Source organism: Arsukibacterium tuosuense (assembly GCF_900215315.1).
Lineage (GTDB): Bacteria > Pseudomonadota > Gammaproteobacteria > Enterobacterales > Alteromonadaceae > Alishewanella > Alishewanella tuosuense.
Map to the genome: position 1 here is coordinate 128,617 of NZ_OBEB01000009.1, position 14,855 is coordinate 143,471.

Genomic DNA, 14,855 nt, shown 5'->3' on the forward strand with positions numbered 1-14,855 from the left:
ACTGACCCAGCAGAGAACCCTATGGCCGATTTTCGCAGTGATACCGTAACCCAGCCCTGTGCCGCCATGCGCCAGGCAATGCATAATGCCTTACTTGGCGATGATGTGTTTAACGATGACCCCACCACCCTTGAGTTGCAGCGCTATGCCGCTGAGTTGTTGGGGTTTGAAGCTGCCTTATTTGCACCCAGCGGCACCCAGACTAATTTGATTGCGATGATGAGCCATTGCCAGCGTGGCGATGAAGCCATTGTTGGCCAACAGTGGCATACCTACAAATGGGAGGGTGGCGGCATGGCGGTGCTGGGCTCGGTGCAGCCGCAACCGCTGGAGCTGCAAAGTGACGGCACCCTGGCCCTGAGCGATATTACCGGCGCCATAAAACCGGACGACCCGCACTTTGCCCGCACCCGGCTGATTGTGATTGAAAATACCGTCGGCGGTAAAGTGCTGCCACTTCGCTACATGCGCGATGTGGCAGCGCTGGCGAAGGACAAAGGCCTAAAGTGTCATATCGACGGCGCCCGTTTGATGAATGCCGCCGTTGCCCTGGCTGACGAGCACCAGCTTAGCCCACAGCACATGGCGCGCGAGCTATGTCAGGGCTATGATTCAGTGTCTTTATGTTTATCCAAGGGCCTGGGCTGCCCGGTCGGCTCATTATTGCTGGGCTCAGCAGATTTTATCCAACAGGCTAAGCGCGTCAGAAAAATGCTCGGTGGCGGTATGCGCCAGACCGGCGTGCTGACTGCCGCCGGCCTGTATGCCCTTAAGCACAACATAGCGCGACTGGCCGATGACCATGCCAATGCCAGTTATCTGGCCGCGGGCTTAACTGAGCTGGCCAGCCAGTGGCCCGCGCTGCAAGCGCTGACAGTGATCGCTCCGCAGACCAATATCGTATTCACTGATATCAGTCCGGCATTGGCCGACCGCTTACTGCCCTATCTGGCAGAGTATGGCGTAAAAGTCACCGCCAGCCGCTACCAGGCAAAACAAGGGGCATTAATGCGCTTGCGCTGGGTGTGTCATCTGGATATCAGCCGCAACCAGATAACAGAAGCCCTGGCATTAATCAGGCAGTTTGCTGAGGAGCTCAATTAGGGCGGTGCTAAAAAGCTAAGCCTGTGAAAGCCCGCAGCCAGTTGCCCGGTCTTTAAAGTAAGCGGTCTGTTTAACTAACCAGAGCAATCACAGGACTATGACATGAAATACCTGAGTTTTAGCGTCGTTTTACTACTATCGTTGCTAGTGTTTTCCTCTCTGAATGCCCCGGCACAGGAAACACCGGCGGTAAAACCGGCCAGCACTCAGCTGGACAGTATAGTGCTGGGCTCGGGCTGCTTCTGGGGCGCAGAAATGCGCTATGAAAAACTTCCCGGAGTAATTGATGCGGTATCAGGCTACGCCGATGGCAAGGGCGTGAAGCCCACGTACCGCGCCATTACCAAACGCAGTAATAAAAACAACCCGAATAATCATGCCGAGGTGGTGCAGGTTACCTTTGACCCTGCGCAGATAAGCCTCGAAGCACTGTTGCAGCACTACTTTGAAAGCCACGACCCGACCCAGCTTAACCGCCAGGGCAATGATATTGGTACCCAGTACCGCTCAATTATTCTGAGCAACAGTCCTGAGCAACAAGCCCGGGCTGAGGCGGTATTGCAGCAATATCAGCCTTTACTTACCGCTGCCGGTTATGGCCAGATTGTGACCCAGCTGAAACCACTGACAGAATTTTTCCCGGCCGAGCAATACCATCAGGATTACATTGCCAAAAACCCTAATGGCTACTGCCCTGATCACTCCACCGGGGTGCGCTTTAACCGTGATGAAGCAGCACTGACAGCAGAAGTTGATAACCGGGCAATGTTAACGGGGAAACATATTCTGGTAATTGATTCAGAAAGTTACTGTCCGTATTGTGAAAAGTTTAAAGCCGACGTGGCCAGCAGTTATCAGGGCGATATTCCGCTGCATTTCCGGTTTGCCCGCCAGTTACAGGGCCTGAGCATTAAAACCGAAGCCACAGCAACCCCGACCATTATCCTGCTGCAGGATGGTCGCGAGGTATTCGCTTTCAAAGGTTATCTGGCACCAGACGAATTTTATTTGCTGTTAGGTAAATTTAAACTGGGCGACAGCGAAGCATTCGATGTTGCGTTTGATAAAGCCACCGATCAGCGGTTTTGCAAAGAATATCAGATTTTTAAAAACACCCCGGACGGCATTTTCGTTGATAAATTAAGTGGTGCGCCATTATTTGATACCCGTGACCGTTTTAACTCCGGCACCGGTTGGTTATCGTTTACCAAAGCCGTTGCCGGTTCGGTTATCGAAAAACCCGATAACCGTTATGGCATGCGCCGTACTGAAATTCGGGCCAAAGTATCGGGTATTCATCTGGGCCATGTGTTCCCTGATGGCCCAAACGGCCAGCCACGCTACTGCATTAATGCCACAGTATTGGACTTTGTGCCACGGCCTGCCGCAGGCTGATATCAGCCTGCTTTGCCGGCCGCTTTGTCAGTAGCTGCTGGCAACAGGTTCTGTTCATCTGACTGATTTAACTCAGCATTCAGCTGCTGCTCAATAGTGGTGTCAGTACTGACATCGACCGCAGCGGCGTCGGCGGTAGCTGCCCTGAACTCAGGAGGCGTGGTCGCGGCTTGCAGCGGTGACGGCTGTTGCTCATCCGTCTTCTCTGCCCTGTTAGCCATATGAATACGATAGATTGGCTCTGGCATTTCAATGCCGGCCTGGTCGAAGGCTGATTTCACCAGCCGAATCGCTTCACTGCGGGCTTTTAAAAAATCGGTGTCACGCTGGTCAAGCCAGGCAAATATTCTGATGGTAACCGTACTGTCACCCAGCTCCTGCACCAGCACCCGTGGCCTGGGCTCAGCTAAAATGCCGGGCATGCTATGTAAGGTGCTGATTGCCAGCTCCCGCACCCGCACCAAATCCAGCTCTACCGACACCCCGACATTGAATTCAAAGCGCCGTAACGGATTGCGGGTAAAGTTGGTCATCGGCGAGGTAATTATCTGGCTGTTCGGTATCCGTAAGTGATTACCATCCAAGGTCATCAGCACGGTATCGCGCGAGGTTAAACGCATCACTTTGCCCGTCATATCATCAACCTGAATAAAATCACCAATAGCGAATGGATTACGGGTACTCAGCAGTACCCCTGCCAGGTAATTTTCGACAATATTGCGAAAGGCAAAGCCCAGGGCAATACCAATAACCCCGGCCACCCCCAGCATGGCACTGACCAGAGCAGTAGCGTCAAGTAATTCCAGCGCGATCAGAATACCAATGCTGGTCACAATCAACCGCACAAACCGCATACCGAGGTTAGTGGCCAGCTCGCTCAGCCCCAGCCGACGCAATAAGGCATTGCGCCTGGCCAGCCAGCTGCCCAGCATTGAAAACAGCACCACCGCCAATACAGCCAGCAGCAACAACGGCAACATTTGAATTGTAGTACCGAGCATTTCCCGGAATTTCTCCGTGGCAGGGGCTAACCGTGAACGCACCGCCAGCTGCTCCTGCAACTGGTTCTGCACATGCACCACCCCTTCCAGCCGGCTGGCAATCACGGTTATGTCGTCTTTTAGCTGATCGTTGGCCACCTCGCCCCGCAAGGTAATAACCCCGGAATTAACACTGATTTCCACATTCTCCAGGCCGGAAATAGAGTCGGTAATATCTGTAAGCCGCCTGGCAATTGCCTGATCCTGCGGCGCATTAACCACCTTTATTTCAGTGTCAGGCTGTTCACTGCCAGCCTGCTGCGCCCAGGCGCCAGCGCAATAAAACACCCCCACTGCCAGTACCAGCTGTATCCATTGCCGCATTATCCCTCCGGCTTTATGCTATTTATCAGTAAGCTAACTTGTGTCACTAACTTATGTAACTAACTATAGCAGCTTCCTACAGCAGCTTGGTTACCCCGAGTTACGCATGCCGGCGGCAATACCGGCGATACTGACCATCAGCGCGCGGCTGATCATCGGGTTGACCCGCTCGGGCTGATGGCGTACCCGGTGCAACAGCTCGGCCTGCAGAATATGCAGCGGGTCGACGTAGGTGTTACGCAGCATTATCGACTCTCTAATCCAGCTTTCTTTCGCCATCAGGGTATCGCTGTGGATCAGTTTTAGTAGCAAGTCACGATCGGCTGTTAGCTGCTGGCGCAGGCTTTGACCTAAATGCTTTAACTCATCCGGCACCAGCACTTTGTCGTAATAAGCGGCAATGTCGCTGTCGGCTTTTAAAAATACCATTTCCAGCATCGACATCCGGGTGGCGAAGAACGGCCATTGCTGCTGCATTTCGTCAAGCAGTGCGGCTTTATCCTGCTCGGCAGCCTTGGCCAGTGCTGAACCCGCACCCAGCCAGGCGGGTAACATTAAGCGGTTTTGCGACCAGGCGAATATCCAGGGTATTGCCCGCAGGCTTTCAACGCCGCCGGTCGGGTTACGTTTGGCCGGCCGGCTGCCAAGCGGTAACTGGCCCAGCTCCTGCTCGGGAGTGGCCGCCCGGAAATAAGCGACAAAATCTTTATTGTGCCGTACCACCGCCCGATATGCCTCGCACGAGTCGTCAGCCAGTTGCTGCATCAGCTCGCGCCAGCTTTGCTTGGGTACCGGCGGCGGTAGCAATAAACCTTCCAGTACCGCACTGGCATACAGTGCCAGGCTGCGCTCGGCTAATTTGGGCAGGCCAAATTTAAAGCGAATCATCTCGCCCTGCTCAGTTACCCGTAAACCGCCGGCCAGGGAGCCCGGTGGCTGCGATAAAATAGCCGCATGGGCCGGGCCACCACCACGGCCAATTGTACCGCCACGGCCATGGAACAAGGTCAGTTGCACCTTGGCTTGCTGGCAAATAGCTACCAGGGCTTCCTGCGCGCTGTACTGGGCCCAGGCTGCAGCAAATACGCCGGCATCTTTGGCTGAATCGGAGTAACCAATCATCACTTCCTGTTTACCGTTAATATAGCCACGGTACCAGTCAATGCTCAGCAACCGCTGCATGCAATCCGGCGCATTTTGTAAGTCACTTAAGGTTTCAAACAGTGGCGCCACCGGCATCGGGAAACTGCTGCCGGCTTCTTTAAGCAGTAGTTGCACCGCTAACACGTCCGACGGTTTACCTGCCATTGAAATAACATAGGTGCTAAGCGCTTCGCTGCCGTGGCGGGCGACAATGTCACAGGTATCCAGTACTTCCTGTACCTCGTCAGACGGCTGCCAGTTTTTCGGGAATAACGGCCGCAGATTGGCCAGTTCGGCCAGTAAAAAGGCCTGACGGGCGCCCTCGTCCCAGGCACTGTAATCGCCCAGGCCCAGATGTTGGGTTAGTTCGGCAAATACCTGGGCATGGCGCGCCGCATCCTGGCGGATATCGAGCTTTAACAGGGTTAAACCAAAGGCATAGGCACGGCGAATGGTATCCAGCAGCCGGCCATTGGCAATGACTGTCATGCCGCAGTCCAGCAGCGACTGATAACACAGCAGTAAAGGGTCAAGTAATTGCTGATTGTGCCAGACTAAATCCTGCGGCCGTTGCAGCCGCTCATGTTTCAGCGCTTCGGTCAGCCAGTCGCGGCTGCGCAGCAGACCAGCGCGCAACTGGTTCAGTACCAAACGGTACGGCTCGCTGGCCTCGCCTGCGGCGGCCTGCAGTGCGTCATTCGCCTGATACATTGATAATTCACTGCTCAGAAAATCTAAATCGGCAGCAAATAAGTCGGCGGCCTTCCAGCGGCTCAGTAGCAGCACCTGACGGGTTACTTTAGCCGTAACAAAAGGGTTGCCATCGCGATCACCGCCCATCCAGGAAGAAAACTTTACTGGCGCAGCATCGAGTGCCAGGCCATTGCCGGTGGCGCTTTGCAGCTTGTTATCCAGCTCGCGCAGAAAATCCGGAATAGCCTGCCACAACGAGCTTTCAATTACCGCAAAGCCCGATTTCGCCTCATCAACCGGCGTTGGCCGCTGCTCACGAATTTCGTTGGTATGCCAGGCCTGAGCAATCAGCTCACTGAGCCTGAGTTCAACTTTCTGTTGCTGCGCGACAGTTAAGTCCTGTTCCAGTTCAGTGAGGCAGGCGGCAATTTCGGTCAGCTTATGAATAAGGGTGCGGCGCGATACTTCGGTCGGGTGGGCTGTTAGTACCAGCTCTATCGATAAATTGGCCACCGCTTGTTTGACCTTGCTGTCATCCAGCTTTTTATCCTGCAACAGGCTAAACAGCTCGTGCAGCGGTTCAGGCTTTTCAATACTGGCGTGGCCAATCCGGCTGATAGTGTGATGTTGCTCGGCTAAATTGGCCAGGTTGAGAAACTGGGCAAAGGCGCGGGCTACCGGCAGCAATTCATCATCGCTTAAACCACGCAGTACTTGTTTCAACTTATCAGCCTGTAGCTCTTCGCCCTGACGCGCCGCTTTGGCCAGCGCCCGAATTTGCTCTACCCGTTCCAGCACGGCGTCGCCCAGTTGCTGCCGGATCGTCTCGCCCAGTTGAGTACCCAGCAGGCCAACATTGGTTTTTAGTGCAGCATAATGGTCCATTTCAGTATCTCTGTTTTATTTTCTGGTTTAACTAAACATCGCGGATAAACTCACCCTAGCCTGTAATCAATTGGTACTCAACTATGACAGGTTACAAAAGCAGCAACACAATTGGTAAGACCAAATTACCAAACTAGCAAATTTGGGATCAGCACGTTCAGACAAAACGTTATTCATCGACAATAGTATTGACTAAAATAACTGGCTGCAGCCATGCTATAGTTCATCATTATTTTTTTAGCGGTAGATCGCCTGATGTCCACACCAGCCAGCACCCCGGTCCGTCCGGTTAAACAGAAAAAATCCGGTTTTTTAAGCAATATGATTTTTAATATTGTGATCCCGGCCGTTATTCTCAGCCGCTTTAGTGGTGAAGACACCTTAGGCCCGGTGTGGGGGGTGGTGGTCGCACTGGCCTTTCCATTGCTGTTTGGCCTGTGGGAGCTGCTGCAATCGGGTAAAGTTAATTTTTACTCCATTCTCGGTATTATCAGTGTGCTGCTGACCGGCGGCATCAGCCTGCTGCAGCTTGACCCGGCCTATATTGCGATTAAAGAAGCGATGATCCCGGCGATAATCGGCATCATCGTGCTGATAAGCCAGTACACCCCGTTTCCGCTGGTGAAAAAACTGCTGATTAACCCTGATTTACTGGATACCGATAAATTGTATCAGGCGCTGGCAGAGCAGGCGAACCGCGAATTATTCGAGCAACGGGTAGCTCGCGCAGGCTATATCGTCGCATCGGCGTTTTTTGTGTCAGCCGTGCTGAATTATGTGCTGGCCAAAGCCATCGTAGTCAGCCAACCGGGCACCACCGCCTACGCCGAAGAGCTGGGCCGGATGACCTGGCTCAGCTATCCGGTAATAGTGTTGCCGGTAATGGTGCTGCTGATGGGCGCCATTATTTATATGTTTGCCCAGATTGGGAAACTGACCAACCAGCCGCTGGAAGAGTTTATTCTGCAGTAGGTTTTTTTAACTCGCTGCGAAGCATCTGCAGCTCTTGTTGTAATTGCTGCATTTGCAATAACAGCTGCTGCTGGGTAGCCTGCTCAGCATCGTGCTCTTGCTGATGTTCTTCGTCGTGCATGCTTTGTACGGCATTGACAATAACGGCAATAAACAGATTAAGCATGGTAAAGGTGGCGATCAGAATAAAGGGCACAAAGAACGCCCAGGCGTAAGGGAACTCCGCAATAACCGGCCGGGCTATGCCCATTGACCAGCTTTCCAGGGTCATGATCTGGAACAGGGTATACAACGACGCTCCTAAGCTGCCAAACCAGTCGGGAAAAGCTTCACCAAATAGTTTAGTAACCATCACTGCCGCGACGTAATAGATTAGCGCCAGCACCATAGCAATCGACAGCATGCCGTTCAGTGATTTAATTAATGCGCCAACAATTTTGCGCATTGACGGTACAAAGGTCAGTACCCGTAACACCCGCAATACCCGCAGCGCCCGCAATACCGCGAATGGCCCACTGGCCGGCACCAGGGCTATGCCCACCACAATAAAATCGAAAATACTCCAGCCATCTTTAAAAAAGGCCAGCCGGTGGACATAAATTCGCAGGGAAATTTCCACCACGAAGATGGCCAGAATAATTTTATCAAGCATTAACAACGAAGGGCCAACAGCCTGCATCACTGCAACTGAGGTTTCCAACCCCAGTATGACGGCATTAATTAAAATAAGAGTCAGTAAACTACGTTGCACGCTGCTACGCTGCAGAAAATGGCCGACTTTATGCCGCAAAGGGCTGACGCCGGGGAAGCTGTTACTACTCATACTGCACCTCAGAATTAAACTGGCGCTATTGTATGTCAGCCAGTTGGCAGATCAATCAGCTTGACGGCCCATCCCGTTAAAATATCTTTCTGATAACAAAGTAATCCAGGCATTGAAAGCTTAATCTGGCCTGACGGTGTCATTAAACTAGCCGTTTTTTTTATCTACCGTAAAGCACAAGTTAAAACCTGTTCGTTGCCACATCATGGCGGTTAAACCAAAGTAAAGCGACATATATAGCGCAAAATGCCATTCGATAACATTCTCCGCGGCGTCAGCCCAGCTGACGCCGCTGGCTTTAATAACAATATTGGCATTACCGAGGCACCAGTAAAGCACCATTAGCAGGAATTGCAGCGTTAAATAAAAGCGAACTTTACTATCCAGTATCTTCCCTTTCAGTTTAACGCTTCGGATGCTTAACATTTGCGCCAGAATCGTTAAGCCAAAGTACAACGTGGTGCCGTAGCGGCGTAAAAGTCGGTAAATGTCGCCGCTGGTACCCAGAAAATCTATATATAAGACTAAAAAAATAGCGCCTGTCGCACCTAAAATAAAAATAGTTCTTTGAGATTGTTGAGTAATTTTTTCTAACCAGACAGCTTGTAAATACCAGAAAATAATCAGTAACGCCGCTGTTGGCATCATAAGGCCCCGGAATAGAAATATTGCATTTCCTTCACGGGCTGCCCGGCTGATTGATGTGCAGCCTTCAATATACGGTACACACTCCCGCGCCACACCTTCCCAAAGGCCAACTAAAAATGCCCCGTGTGCGGCAATAACGGGGATTAAACAAATGCTCCAGGCGATATAGTAAGGGCGGATAAAAACCTCCAGCTCAGGTGGATAGCGAAATTATCCCGACGGACTGCGCACTAAAAGTATTGAGTAGACCGCTCTGAATATCAACATAACGGCGATAATCTTAGTTATTTGATCAACAATGCAGCCTCAGCTTGCTTGGGTAAACCGCTCAAAAGCCGCGGTTAAATCTGCTAGTAAATCGTCGACATGCTCCAGGCCGATATGCAGCCGGATTAGCGGCCCGCTATATGGCCAGCTGCTGGCAGTGCGCAGTTTTTGCAGCTGCATCGTGGCCGTAACCAGGCTTTCATAACCGCCCCAGGAAAAGCCCATTTTAAAATGTGCCATGCCTTCGATAAAGGCTGCTACCTGCTGTTGACTACCCTGCTTTAACACAAACGATAATAAGCCATTGCTGCCAGAAAAATCACGCTGAAAAATGGCGTGGCCCGGATGAGACGGCAATGCAGGGTGCAGCACGGTTTCGACCTCTGGCCGCTGCTGCAACCAGTTGGCAACGGTAAGCGCACTTTGTTCATGCTGTTGCATCCGCACTGCTAAGGTACGCAAACCACGCAACGCAGTATAGGCGTCGTCGGCAGAGGTACAGTAACCCATTAAATAACTGTGTTCGCGAAGTGCTGGCCAGTGTTTTTCGTTAGCACTGGCGGTGCCCAGCATCACATCTGAGTGGCCGACAATGTATTTGGTAGCGGCCTGAATGGAAATATCCACCCCCAGCGCAAACGGCTGGCATAAAATGGGCGATGCCCAGGTGTTATCTAGTATGGTGACAATATTATGCTGCTTTGCTACGGCGCAAATAGCCGGAATATCCTGCATTTCAAAGGTCAGCGAGCCGGGCGACTCCATAAATATAACCCTGGTATTCGCCTTAATTAATCCGGCAATACCAGCGCCAATTTGCGGGTCATAATAGCTGGTTTCAATACCAAAGCCCTTTAATAGTTTGTCACACAAAGCCCGGGTAGGCTCGTATACACTGTCGACCATCAGCAGGTGATCACCACTTTGTAAAAATGCCAGCAGGGCGCCACTTACTGCGGCTGCTCCGCAAGGATACAAGGCACAACCGGCGCCGCCTTCTAACTCACAAATGGCTTCTTGTAACGCAAAATGGGTGTCAGTACCCCGCCGGCCGTAAAATGGTACCCGGTTGCCGCGTTGCAAGGTGGCCTGCTTCAGTTCACTAAAGGTATCAAATACGATGGTAGATGCCCGCACCACCGGTGGATTAACCGCATAACCCGTGTATTTTTTTGCCCGCCCGGCATCGATAAGTTTGGTATTTTTATGCATGGATATGCCCCACTGCGACCTTGGTCGAATATATAAGCCATCTGGATGTCTGTAACATGCTAACCTGTTTCTAGCGAAAGATCACCTTACTAAATATCAGGTTAATGATCCTGCCACAGTTAACAGCAGTATTGCATTAGAGATACAAAGATTACTGAAGTTTGACAAGCCCGATGCGGCCGCCTACGTTTTAATGATAACAACAAGGAGCTTACTATGCGCAGTGCAGCTTTACACCCTCTGGTACTGGCGATCAGTGCCGCGTTGCTTAGCCCGGCTTTTGTTGTGCAGGCGCAAAGTAATAATAACCAACAAGCCGATGAGCAAAAAATTGAACAGATTATTGTTACCGGTACCCGGGTTGCCGGCCGGTCAGTGGATGATACGGCGGTACCGATCGACATAATAGGCGTTGAAGCCCTGGAACGCTCAGGCTCGACCGAGCTCAATCAGGTGTTATCAGTGGCGTTGCCATCTTTTAACTTCCCGCGCCCGGGCCTGGCCGATGGTACTGATACCATTCGCCCGGCTACCTTGCGCGGTTTAGGCCCGGATCAGTCTTTGGTACTGGTGAATTCAAAGCGGCGCCATGCCGCGTCACTGGTAAATGTTAATGGCACCGTTGGCCGTGGCAGTTCTGCAGTAGACTTAAATACGATACCTACCGCAGCTATTCGTAGTGTCGAAGTACTGCGTGATGGCGCCTCAGCCCAGTATGGCTCTGATGCCATAGCCGGAGTAATTAACGTCCGGTTGCGTGATGCCAGTGAAGGGGGCAACGTTACCTTATCTTACGGCTATCGCGATTCTGCCTATACCGTACCAACTACGCCGCCACCGGCTAATGCCACCTGGAGTGCGCCGGGCGAGATTAAGCGCAGCGTTAATGATGGCGAAACCATTAACTTATCTGGCTGGAAAGGGTTTGCCCTGCCCAGTAACGGCTATCTGACGCTGGCCGCTGAATTTAAAGATGCTGAACGCACCGAACGGGGCGGTTACGACTATCGTCAGCAATATCCGCTAGTCGACGGTGAGTATGACCCACGCGAGCAGAGCATTGAGCGTTTTAACGCCTGGTATGGCGAGCCGGAACTACAGCAATTTACCCTGTTTGCCAATGCCGGCATGCTGTTAGACAGTGGCAAGCTGTATGGCTGGGCCAGCTTTCAGGATAGATCGGCCCGCTCTGGCGGCTTTTACCGACGGGCCCTGGACGACCGCAATGTTATTGAAGTGCACCCGGATGGCTTTTTACCCATTATTGCCCCTGATGTAACGGATACCAGCTTTGCTGTGGGTTACGAATGGGATATTGCCGACTGGAGCATGGATGCCTCGGTAGTGTATGGTATGAATGAAATGGCCTTTACCATCGAAAATACTGTTAACCGCTCGATTGGCCCCAGCAGCAAAACAGAATTTGATGCCGGTGGTTTTGACTATGATCAGTGGGTATTTAATTTATCAGCTGTGACTTCTTTTGATATAGCCAGCTTCGCCTCTCCGGTAAACCTGGCAACCGGTGTTGAGGTGCGCCGGGAAGGGTACTCAATTTTTGCCGGTGAACCCGACTCTTACCGCAATGGCGGCGTGTTATTGCCTAACGGTAATCCCACTCAATCGGGTTCGCAGGTGTTCCCGGGCTTCCGGCCAGCCAACGAGGTAGATGAAAGCCGGCGGGCAGTAGGGGTTTATGTCGACCTGGAAGCCAATATCACCGACAACCTGCTGGGTTCAGTCGCGCTGCGGGCAGAGGATTATTCAGACTTTGGCAATAATGTTACCGGCAAACTGGCGCTGCGCTATGATGTCAGTGACAGAGTTGGTTTGCGGGGCAGCGTCCAAAATGGTTTCCGCGCGCCATCGCTGCAACAACAATATTTTACCAGTACCTCCACTAACTTTATTGACGGCATTCCGTTTGATATCACTACCTTCCCGGTCAATAATCCGGCTGCCATTGCTCTGGGCTCGTCGCCTCTGGATGCAGAGGAGTCCGTTAACTTCTCGTTGGGCGCAGTGTTCCGGGTCGGTGATTTAACCCTCACCATAGATGGCTACCGGATAGATATTGACGACAGAATCGTTTTGTCAGAAAACCTGACCCAGCCTAATGTGCGGGCTTACCTGGAATCTTTGGGTTTAATTGGCATTGGTGGCGGTCGGTTCTTTATCAACGGGGTTGATACCGAAACTCAGGGCGTGGATATTGTGGCCAATTATCCGGTTTACACTGCCGATAAAGGCCGCTTCGATCTGACACTGGTGGCTAACTTTAACAGCACCGATGTCACCCGGACGCCGGAAACAGCTGAACTGGCAGCGCTGGATCCGGCTCCGGAATTGTTTGGCCGGGTAAATGTCCTGACTTTTGAAAAAGGTAACCCGAAAAACAAGTTAGGTGCCCATGTTAACTGGAGTTTAGACCGCTTTGGTGCCACCTTCCGTGCTACCCGTTACGGCGAAGTGTTAGCTCCCAATGCTAACCCGGCTAACGATTTCACCCTGGACGCCACAACCCTGATTGATATTGAGGCACGTTATCAGCTGACCGACAACATGAAGCTGGCCTTTGGCGCCGACAACCTGCTGGATGAATACCCGGATGCCTTTCCGATTAATTTAAATGGTACCGGCAATACGCCGTTCTCCAACTATTCGCCCTATGGCCGTTCAGGCCGCCTGGTGTATGGCAGAGTCAGTTACGATTTCTAATCAGCAACAAATAGTAAAAAAGGCGCTTCGGCGCCTTTTTTATAACATACCGTTTAACTCGGCTGTGGTAATTAACCGCTCCAGCTCAGGCCGGGCAAAATAATAGCCCTGATAATAACGAATACCCAGGCCTAACAGGCAGTCCAGCTCTGCTTTGGTTTCCACGCCCTCGGCCAATACCAGAGTGCCTTGCAGCTCACACTGGGTAATGGTTTCCTCAATAATAAACTGCTTGGCCGGGTTGGTATCAATATTGCGGATCAGCTGCATATCCAGCTTTAAGATATGTGGCTTTAGTTCAACTAGCCAGTCGAGGGTGGCATAGCCCGCGCCGTAATCATCAATCGCGGTTTTAAAGCCACGCTTAGCATAGCTGCGGAAAATCCGGTTTAAATGGTCTTTATCCGGAATTTGCTCACCTTCGGTAACTTCAAACACCAGCTTAGTTAAGTCAAAACCGTATAAATCGGCCGCCTCAATAGTGGCTTTGATGCAGGTTTCAGGGTTGTAGACGGCATTGGGCAAAAAATTAATATTCAGATAGGTACTACAGCCGAGCCTGGCTGCCGTTTCTATCGCTTTAACCCGGCAGGCCTGGTCAAAATAATATTTATTGTCGTCGTTGATATGCTCAAACACCCAGCCTGCCCCCTGGCCCTCGGGGCCACGCACCAGCGCTTCATAGCCGCAAATCACCTGATATTTCCAGTCAATTATTGGCTGAAATGCCATTCGGATCTGAAAACCTAAAGATTTACCGCTTAAGCAGTCACTGCAAGTTTGCTGTTTAATTTGTGCAGGAAAATCCATCAACAACCATATTTTTCAAAATAAGAACACGTTTAACTTTAGCGATTATCAGTCACTTTTACCAACTATAAATCGGAAATTCTGGTTAACAAAGGGCCGTAGCGCATTCAAGTGCCGCAGCGTAACAGCTTATCAGGCGCTGCCCAGCCTCTGCTGCACTGCTGCCAACAGCTACTACGCCATCTTCATGGCCAGCCATGCTAAATACGCCGTGCTGCAATACATCGGTATCACGGAATAGCCGCGCCACTTCGTCGGCCATGGCGACGGTGCCGTAAGGTACCTCGGCCCGGGTTTGTGGCAGGCCCAGGGCGCTGGCCTGCTGCCAGATTTGCGGACAATGAGCATGAATAACAAAGTTAATGTCGTCGCTTAACTGATACAACTGGCCATGGGTCATTGCCTCAGAGGACGGTCTGGTTTGGCCCAGTGCTGTGATCTGGTTTTGCTCAGGGACACATTCGCTGACCAAAGCATAATCAGCAGCTGTCATTTTGCTGATACCACCGGTCTGACTGCCGCTAATCATAAACTGGTTAGTATTGCGATAGCGCTGGCTAATATTACCAAAACCGTAGTTGTCGTAACGCTGTGGGCACTGACCCAGCATGCCCAGTTGCATCATGATCTGACGCCAGCTATTTAGCTGCACGATATCAGTCGCAGTTAATACCGCTTTTTGCTGATAATTTAACTGATATTTTATAACCCCTTCCTGCTCTGCCATCGTACTACTCTGCTAACTATACTCAGCGACTATTATAGAGCCGGTGAAGCCGCAGACCAGCCGCTTAGCAGGCCAAACTGGCAAGCACCGGCCA

11 protein-coding genes are annotated in these 14,855 nt (G+C 51.7%); 4 read left to right on the forward strand and 7 right to left on the reverse strand.

Annotated features, from left to right (window positions below; all coding sequences use genetic code 11):
* Positions 1 to 21: 21 nt before the first annotated feature.
* Positions 22 to 1,104: a low-specificity L-threonine aldolase gene (ltaE, locus tag CRO03_RS16975; RefSeq protein WP_097112856.1), complete on the forward strand. Its 1,083-nt coding sequence runs from the start codon at positions 22 to 24 to the stop codon at positions 1,102 to 1,104.
* Between the two features lie 102 nt (positions 1,105 to 1,206).
* Complete coding sequence (gene msrA / locus CRO03_RS16980) at positions 1,207 to 2,499, forward strand: peptide-methionine (S)-S-oxide reductase MsrA (protein ID WP_097112857.1); 1,293 nt, start codon at positions 1,207 to 1,209, stop codon at positions 2,497 to 2,499.
* Between the two features lie 2 nt (positions 2,500 to 2,501).
* Here msrA and CRO03_RS16985 read toward each other — a convergent pair whose 3' ends face one another.
* Together CRO03_RS16985 and ppc are read right to left on the reverse strand one after the other, a co-directional pair.
* Positions 2,502 to 3,863, reverse strand: coding sequence for a mechanosensitive ion channel family protein (locus tag CRO03_RS16985; protein ID WP_097112858.1), 1,362 nt, complete (start codon positions 3,861 to 3,863; stop codon positions 2,502 to 2,504).
* A 90-nt stretch (positions 3,864 to 3,953) separates the two neighbouring features.
* Complete coding sequence (gene ppc, locus CRO03_RS16990) at positions 3,954 to 6,584, reverse strand: phosphoenolpyruvate carboxylase (RefSeq protein WP_097112859.1); 2,631 nt, start codon at positions 6,582 to 6,584, stop codon at positions 3,954 to 3,956.
* Between the two features lie 255 nt (positions 6,585 to 6,839).
* Between ppc and CRO03_RS16995 the strand changes: the two genes are divergently transcribed.
* Positions 6,840 to 7,556: a VC0807 family protein gene (locus CRO03_RS16995; RefSeq protein WP_097112860.1), complete on the forward strand. Its 717-nt coding sequence runs from the start codon at positions 6,840 to 6,842 to the stop codon at positions 7,554 to 7,556.
* Here the strand turns inward: CRO03_RS16995 and CRO03_RS17000 are convergent.
* From CRO03_RS17000 to CRO03_RS17010, 3 genes are all read right to left on the reverse strand, one after another.
* Positions 7,543 to 8,379: an ion transporter gene (locus CRO03_RS17000; protein WP_097112861.1), complete on the reverse strand. Its 837-nt coding sequence runs from the start codon at positions 8,377 to 8,379 to the stop codon at positions 7,543 to 7,545. The genes CRO03_RS16995 and CRO03_RS17000 overlap by 14 nt on opposite strands.
* A 147-nt stretch (positions 8,380 to 8,526) precedes the next feature.
* On the reverse strand, positions 8,527 to 9,027 hold the full coding sequence (locus tag CRO03_RS17005) for a hypothetical protein (RefSeq protein WP_212682447.1): 501 nt from the start codon (positions 9,025 to 9,027) through the stop codon (positions 8,527 to 8,529).
* Between the two features lie 306 nt (positions 9,028 to 9,333).
* Positions 9,334 to 10,506, reverse strand: coding sequence for a cystathionine beta-lyase (locus tag CRO03_RS17010; protein WP_097112863.1), 1,173 nt, complete (start codon positions 10,504 to 10,506; stop codon positions 9,334 to 9,336).
* 216 nt (positions 10,507 to 10,722) lie between these two features.
* Between CRO03_RS17010 and CRO03_RS17015 the strand changes: the two genes are divergently transcribed.
* On the forward strand, positions 10,723 to 13,224 hold the full coding sequence (locus tag CRO03_RS17015; RefSeq protein ID WP_097112864.1) for a TonB-dependent receptor plug domain-containing protein: 2,502 nt from the start codon (positions 10,723 to 10,725) through the stop codon (positions 13,222 to 13,224).
* A gap of 39 nt (positions 13,225 to 13,263) precedes the next feature.
* Here the strand turns inward: CRO03_RS17015 and CRO03_RS17020 are convergent, their stop codons facing one another.
* Positions 13,264 to 14,034: an EAL domain-containing protein gene (locus CRO03_RS17020; RefSeq protein ID WP_097112865.1), complete on the reverse strand. Its 771-nt coding sequence runs from the start codon at positions 14,032 to 14,034 to the stop codon at positions 13,264 to 13,266.
* A gap of 85 nt (positions 14,035 to 14,119) precedes the next feature.
* Positions 14,120 to 14,761: a class II aldolase/adducin family protein gene (locus CRO03_RS17025; RefSeq protein ID WP_097112866.1), complete on the reverse strand. Its 642-nt coding sequence runs from the start codon at positions 14,759 to 14,761 to the stop codon at positions 14,120 to 14,122.
* Positions 14,762 to 14,855 lie beyond the last annotated feature (94 nt).

Excerpts from the sequence above, each read along its gene's own strand:
- CRO03_RS16995 (WP_097112860.1), top strand. The coding sequence starts at position 6,840 with ATGTCCACACCAGCCAGCACCCCGGTCCGTCCGGTTAAACAGAAAAAA.
- CRO03_RS17020 (WP_097112865.1), bottom strand. The coding sequence starts at position 14,034 with ATGGATTTTCCTGCACAAATTAAACAGCAAACTTGCAGTGACTGCTTA.
- CRO03_RS16985 (WP_097112858.1), bottom strand. The coding sequence starts at position 3,863 with ATGCGGCAATGGATACAGCTGGTACTGGCAGTGGGGGTGTTTTATTGC.
- ltaE (WP_097112856.1), top strand. The coding sequence starts at position 22 with ATGGCCGATTTTCGCAGTGATACCGTAACCCAGCCCTGTGCCGCCATG.
- CRO03_RS17010 (WP_097112863.1), bottom strand. The coding sequence starts at position 10,506 with ATGCATAAAAATACCAAACTTATCGATGCCGGGCGGGCAAAAAAATAC.
- msrA (WP_097112857.1), top strand. The coding sequence starts at position 1,207 with ATGAAATACCTGAGTTTTAGCGTCGTTTTACTACTATCGTTGCTAGTG.
- CRO03_RS17015 (WP_097112864.1), top strand. The coding sequence starts at position 10,723 with ATGCGCAGTGCAGCTTTACACCCTCTGGTACTGGCGATCAGTGCCGCG.
- CRO03_RS17005 (WP_212682447.1), bottom strand. The coding sequence starts at position 9,027 with ATGATGCCAACAGCGGCGTTACTGATTATTTTCTGGTATTTACAAGCT.
- ppc (WP_097112859.1), bottom strand. The coding sequence starts at position 6,584 with ATGGACCATTATGCTGCACTAAAAACCAATGTTGGCCTGCTGGGTACT.
- CRO03_RS17025 (WP_097112866.1), bottom strand. The coding sequence starts at position 14,761 with ATGGCAGAGCAGGAAGGGGTTATAAAATATCAGTTAAATTATCAGCAA.
- CRO03_RS17000 (WP_097112861.1), bottom strand. The coding sequence starts at position 8,379 with ATGAGTAGTAACAGCTTCCCCGGCGTCAGCCCTTTGCGGCATAAAGTC.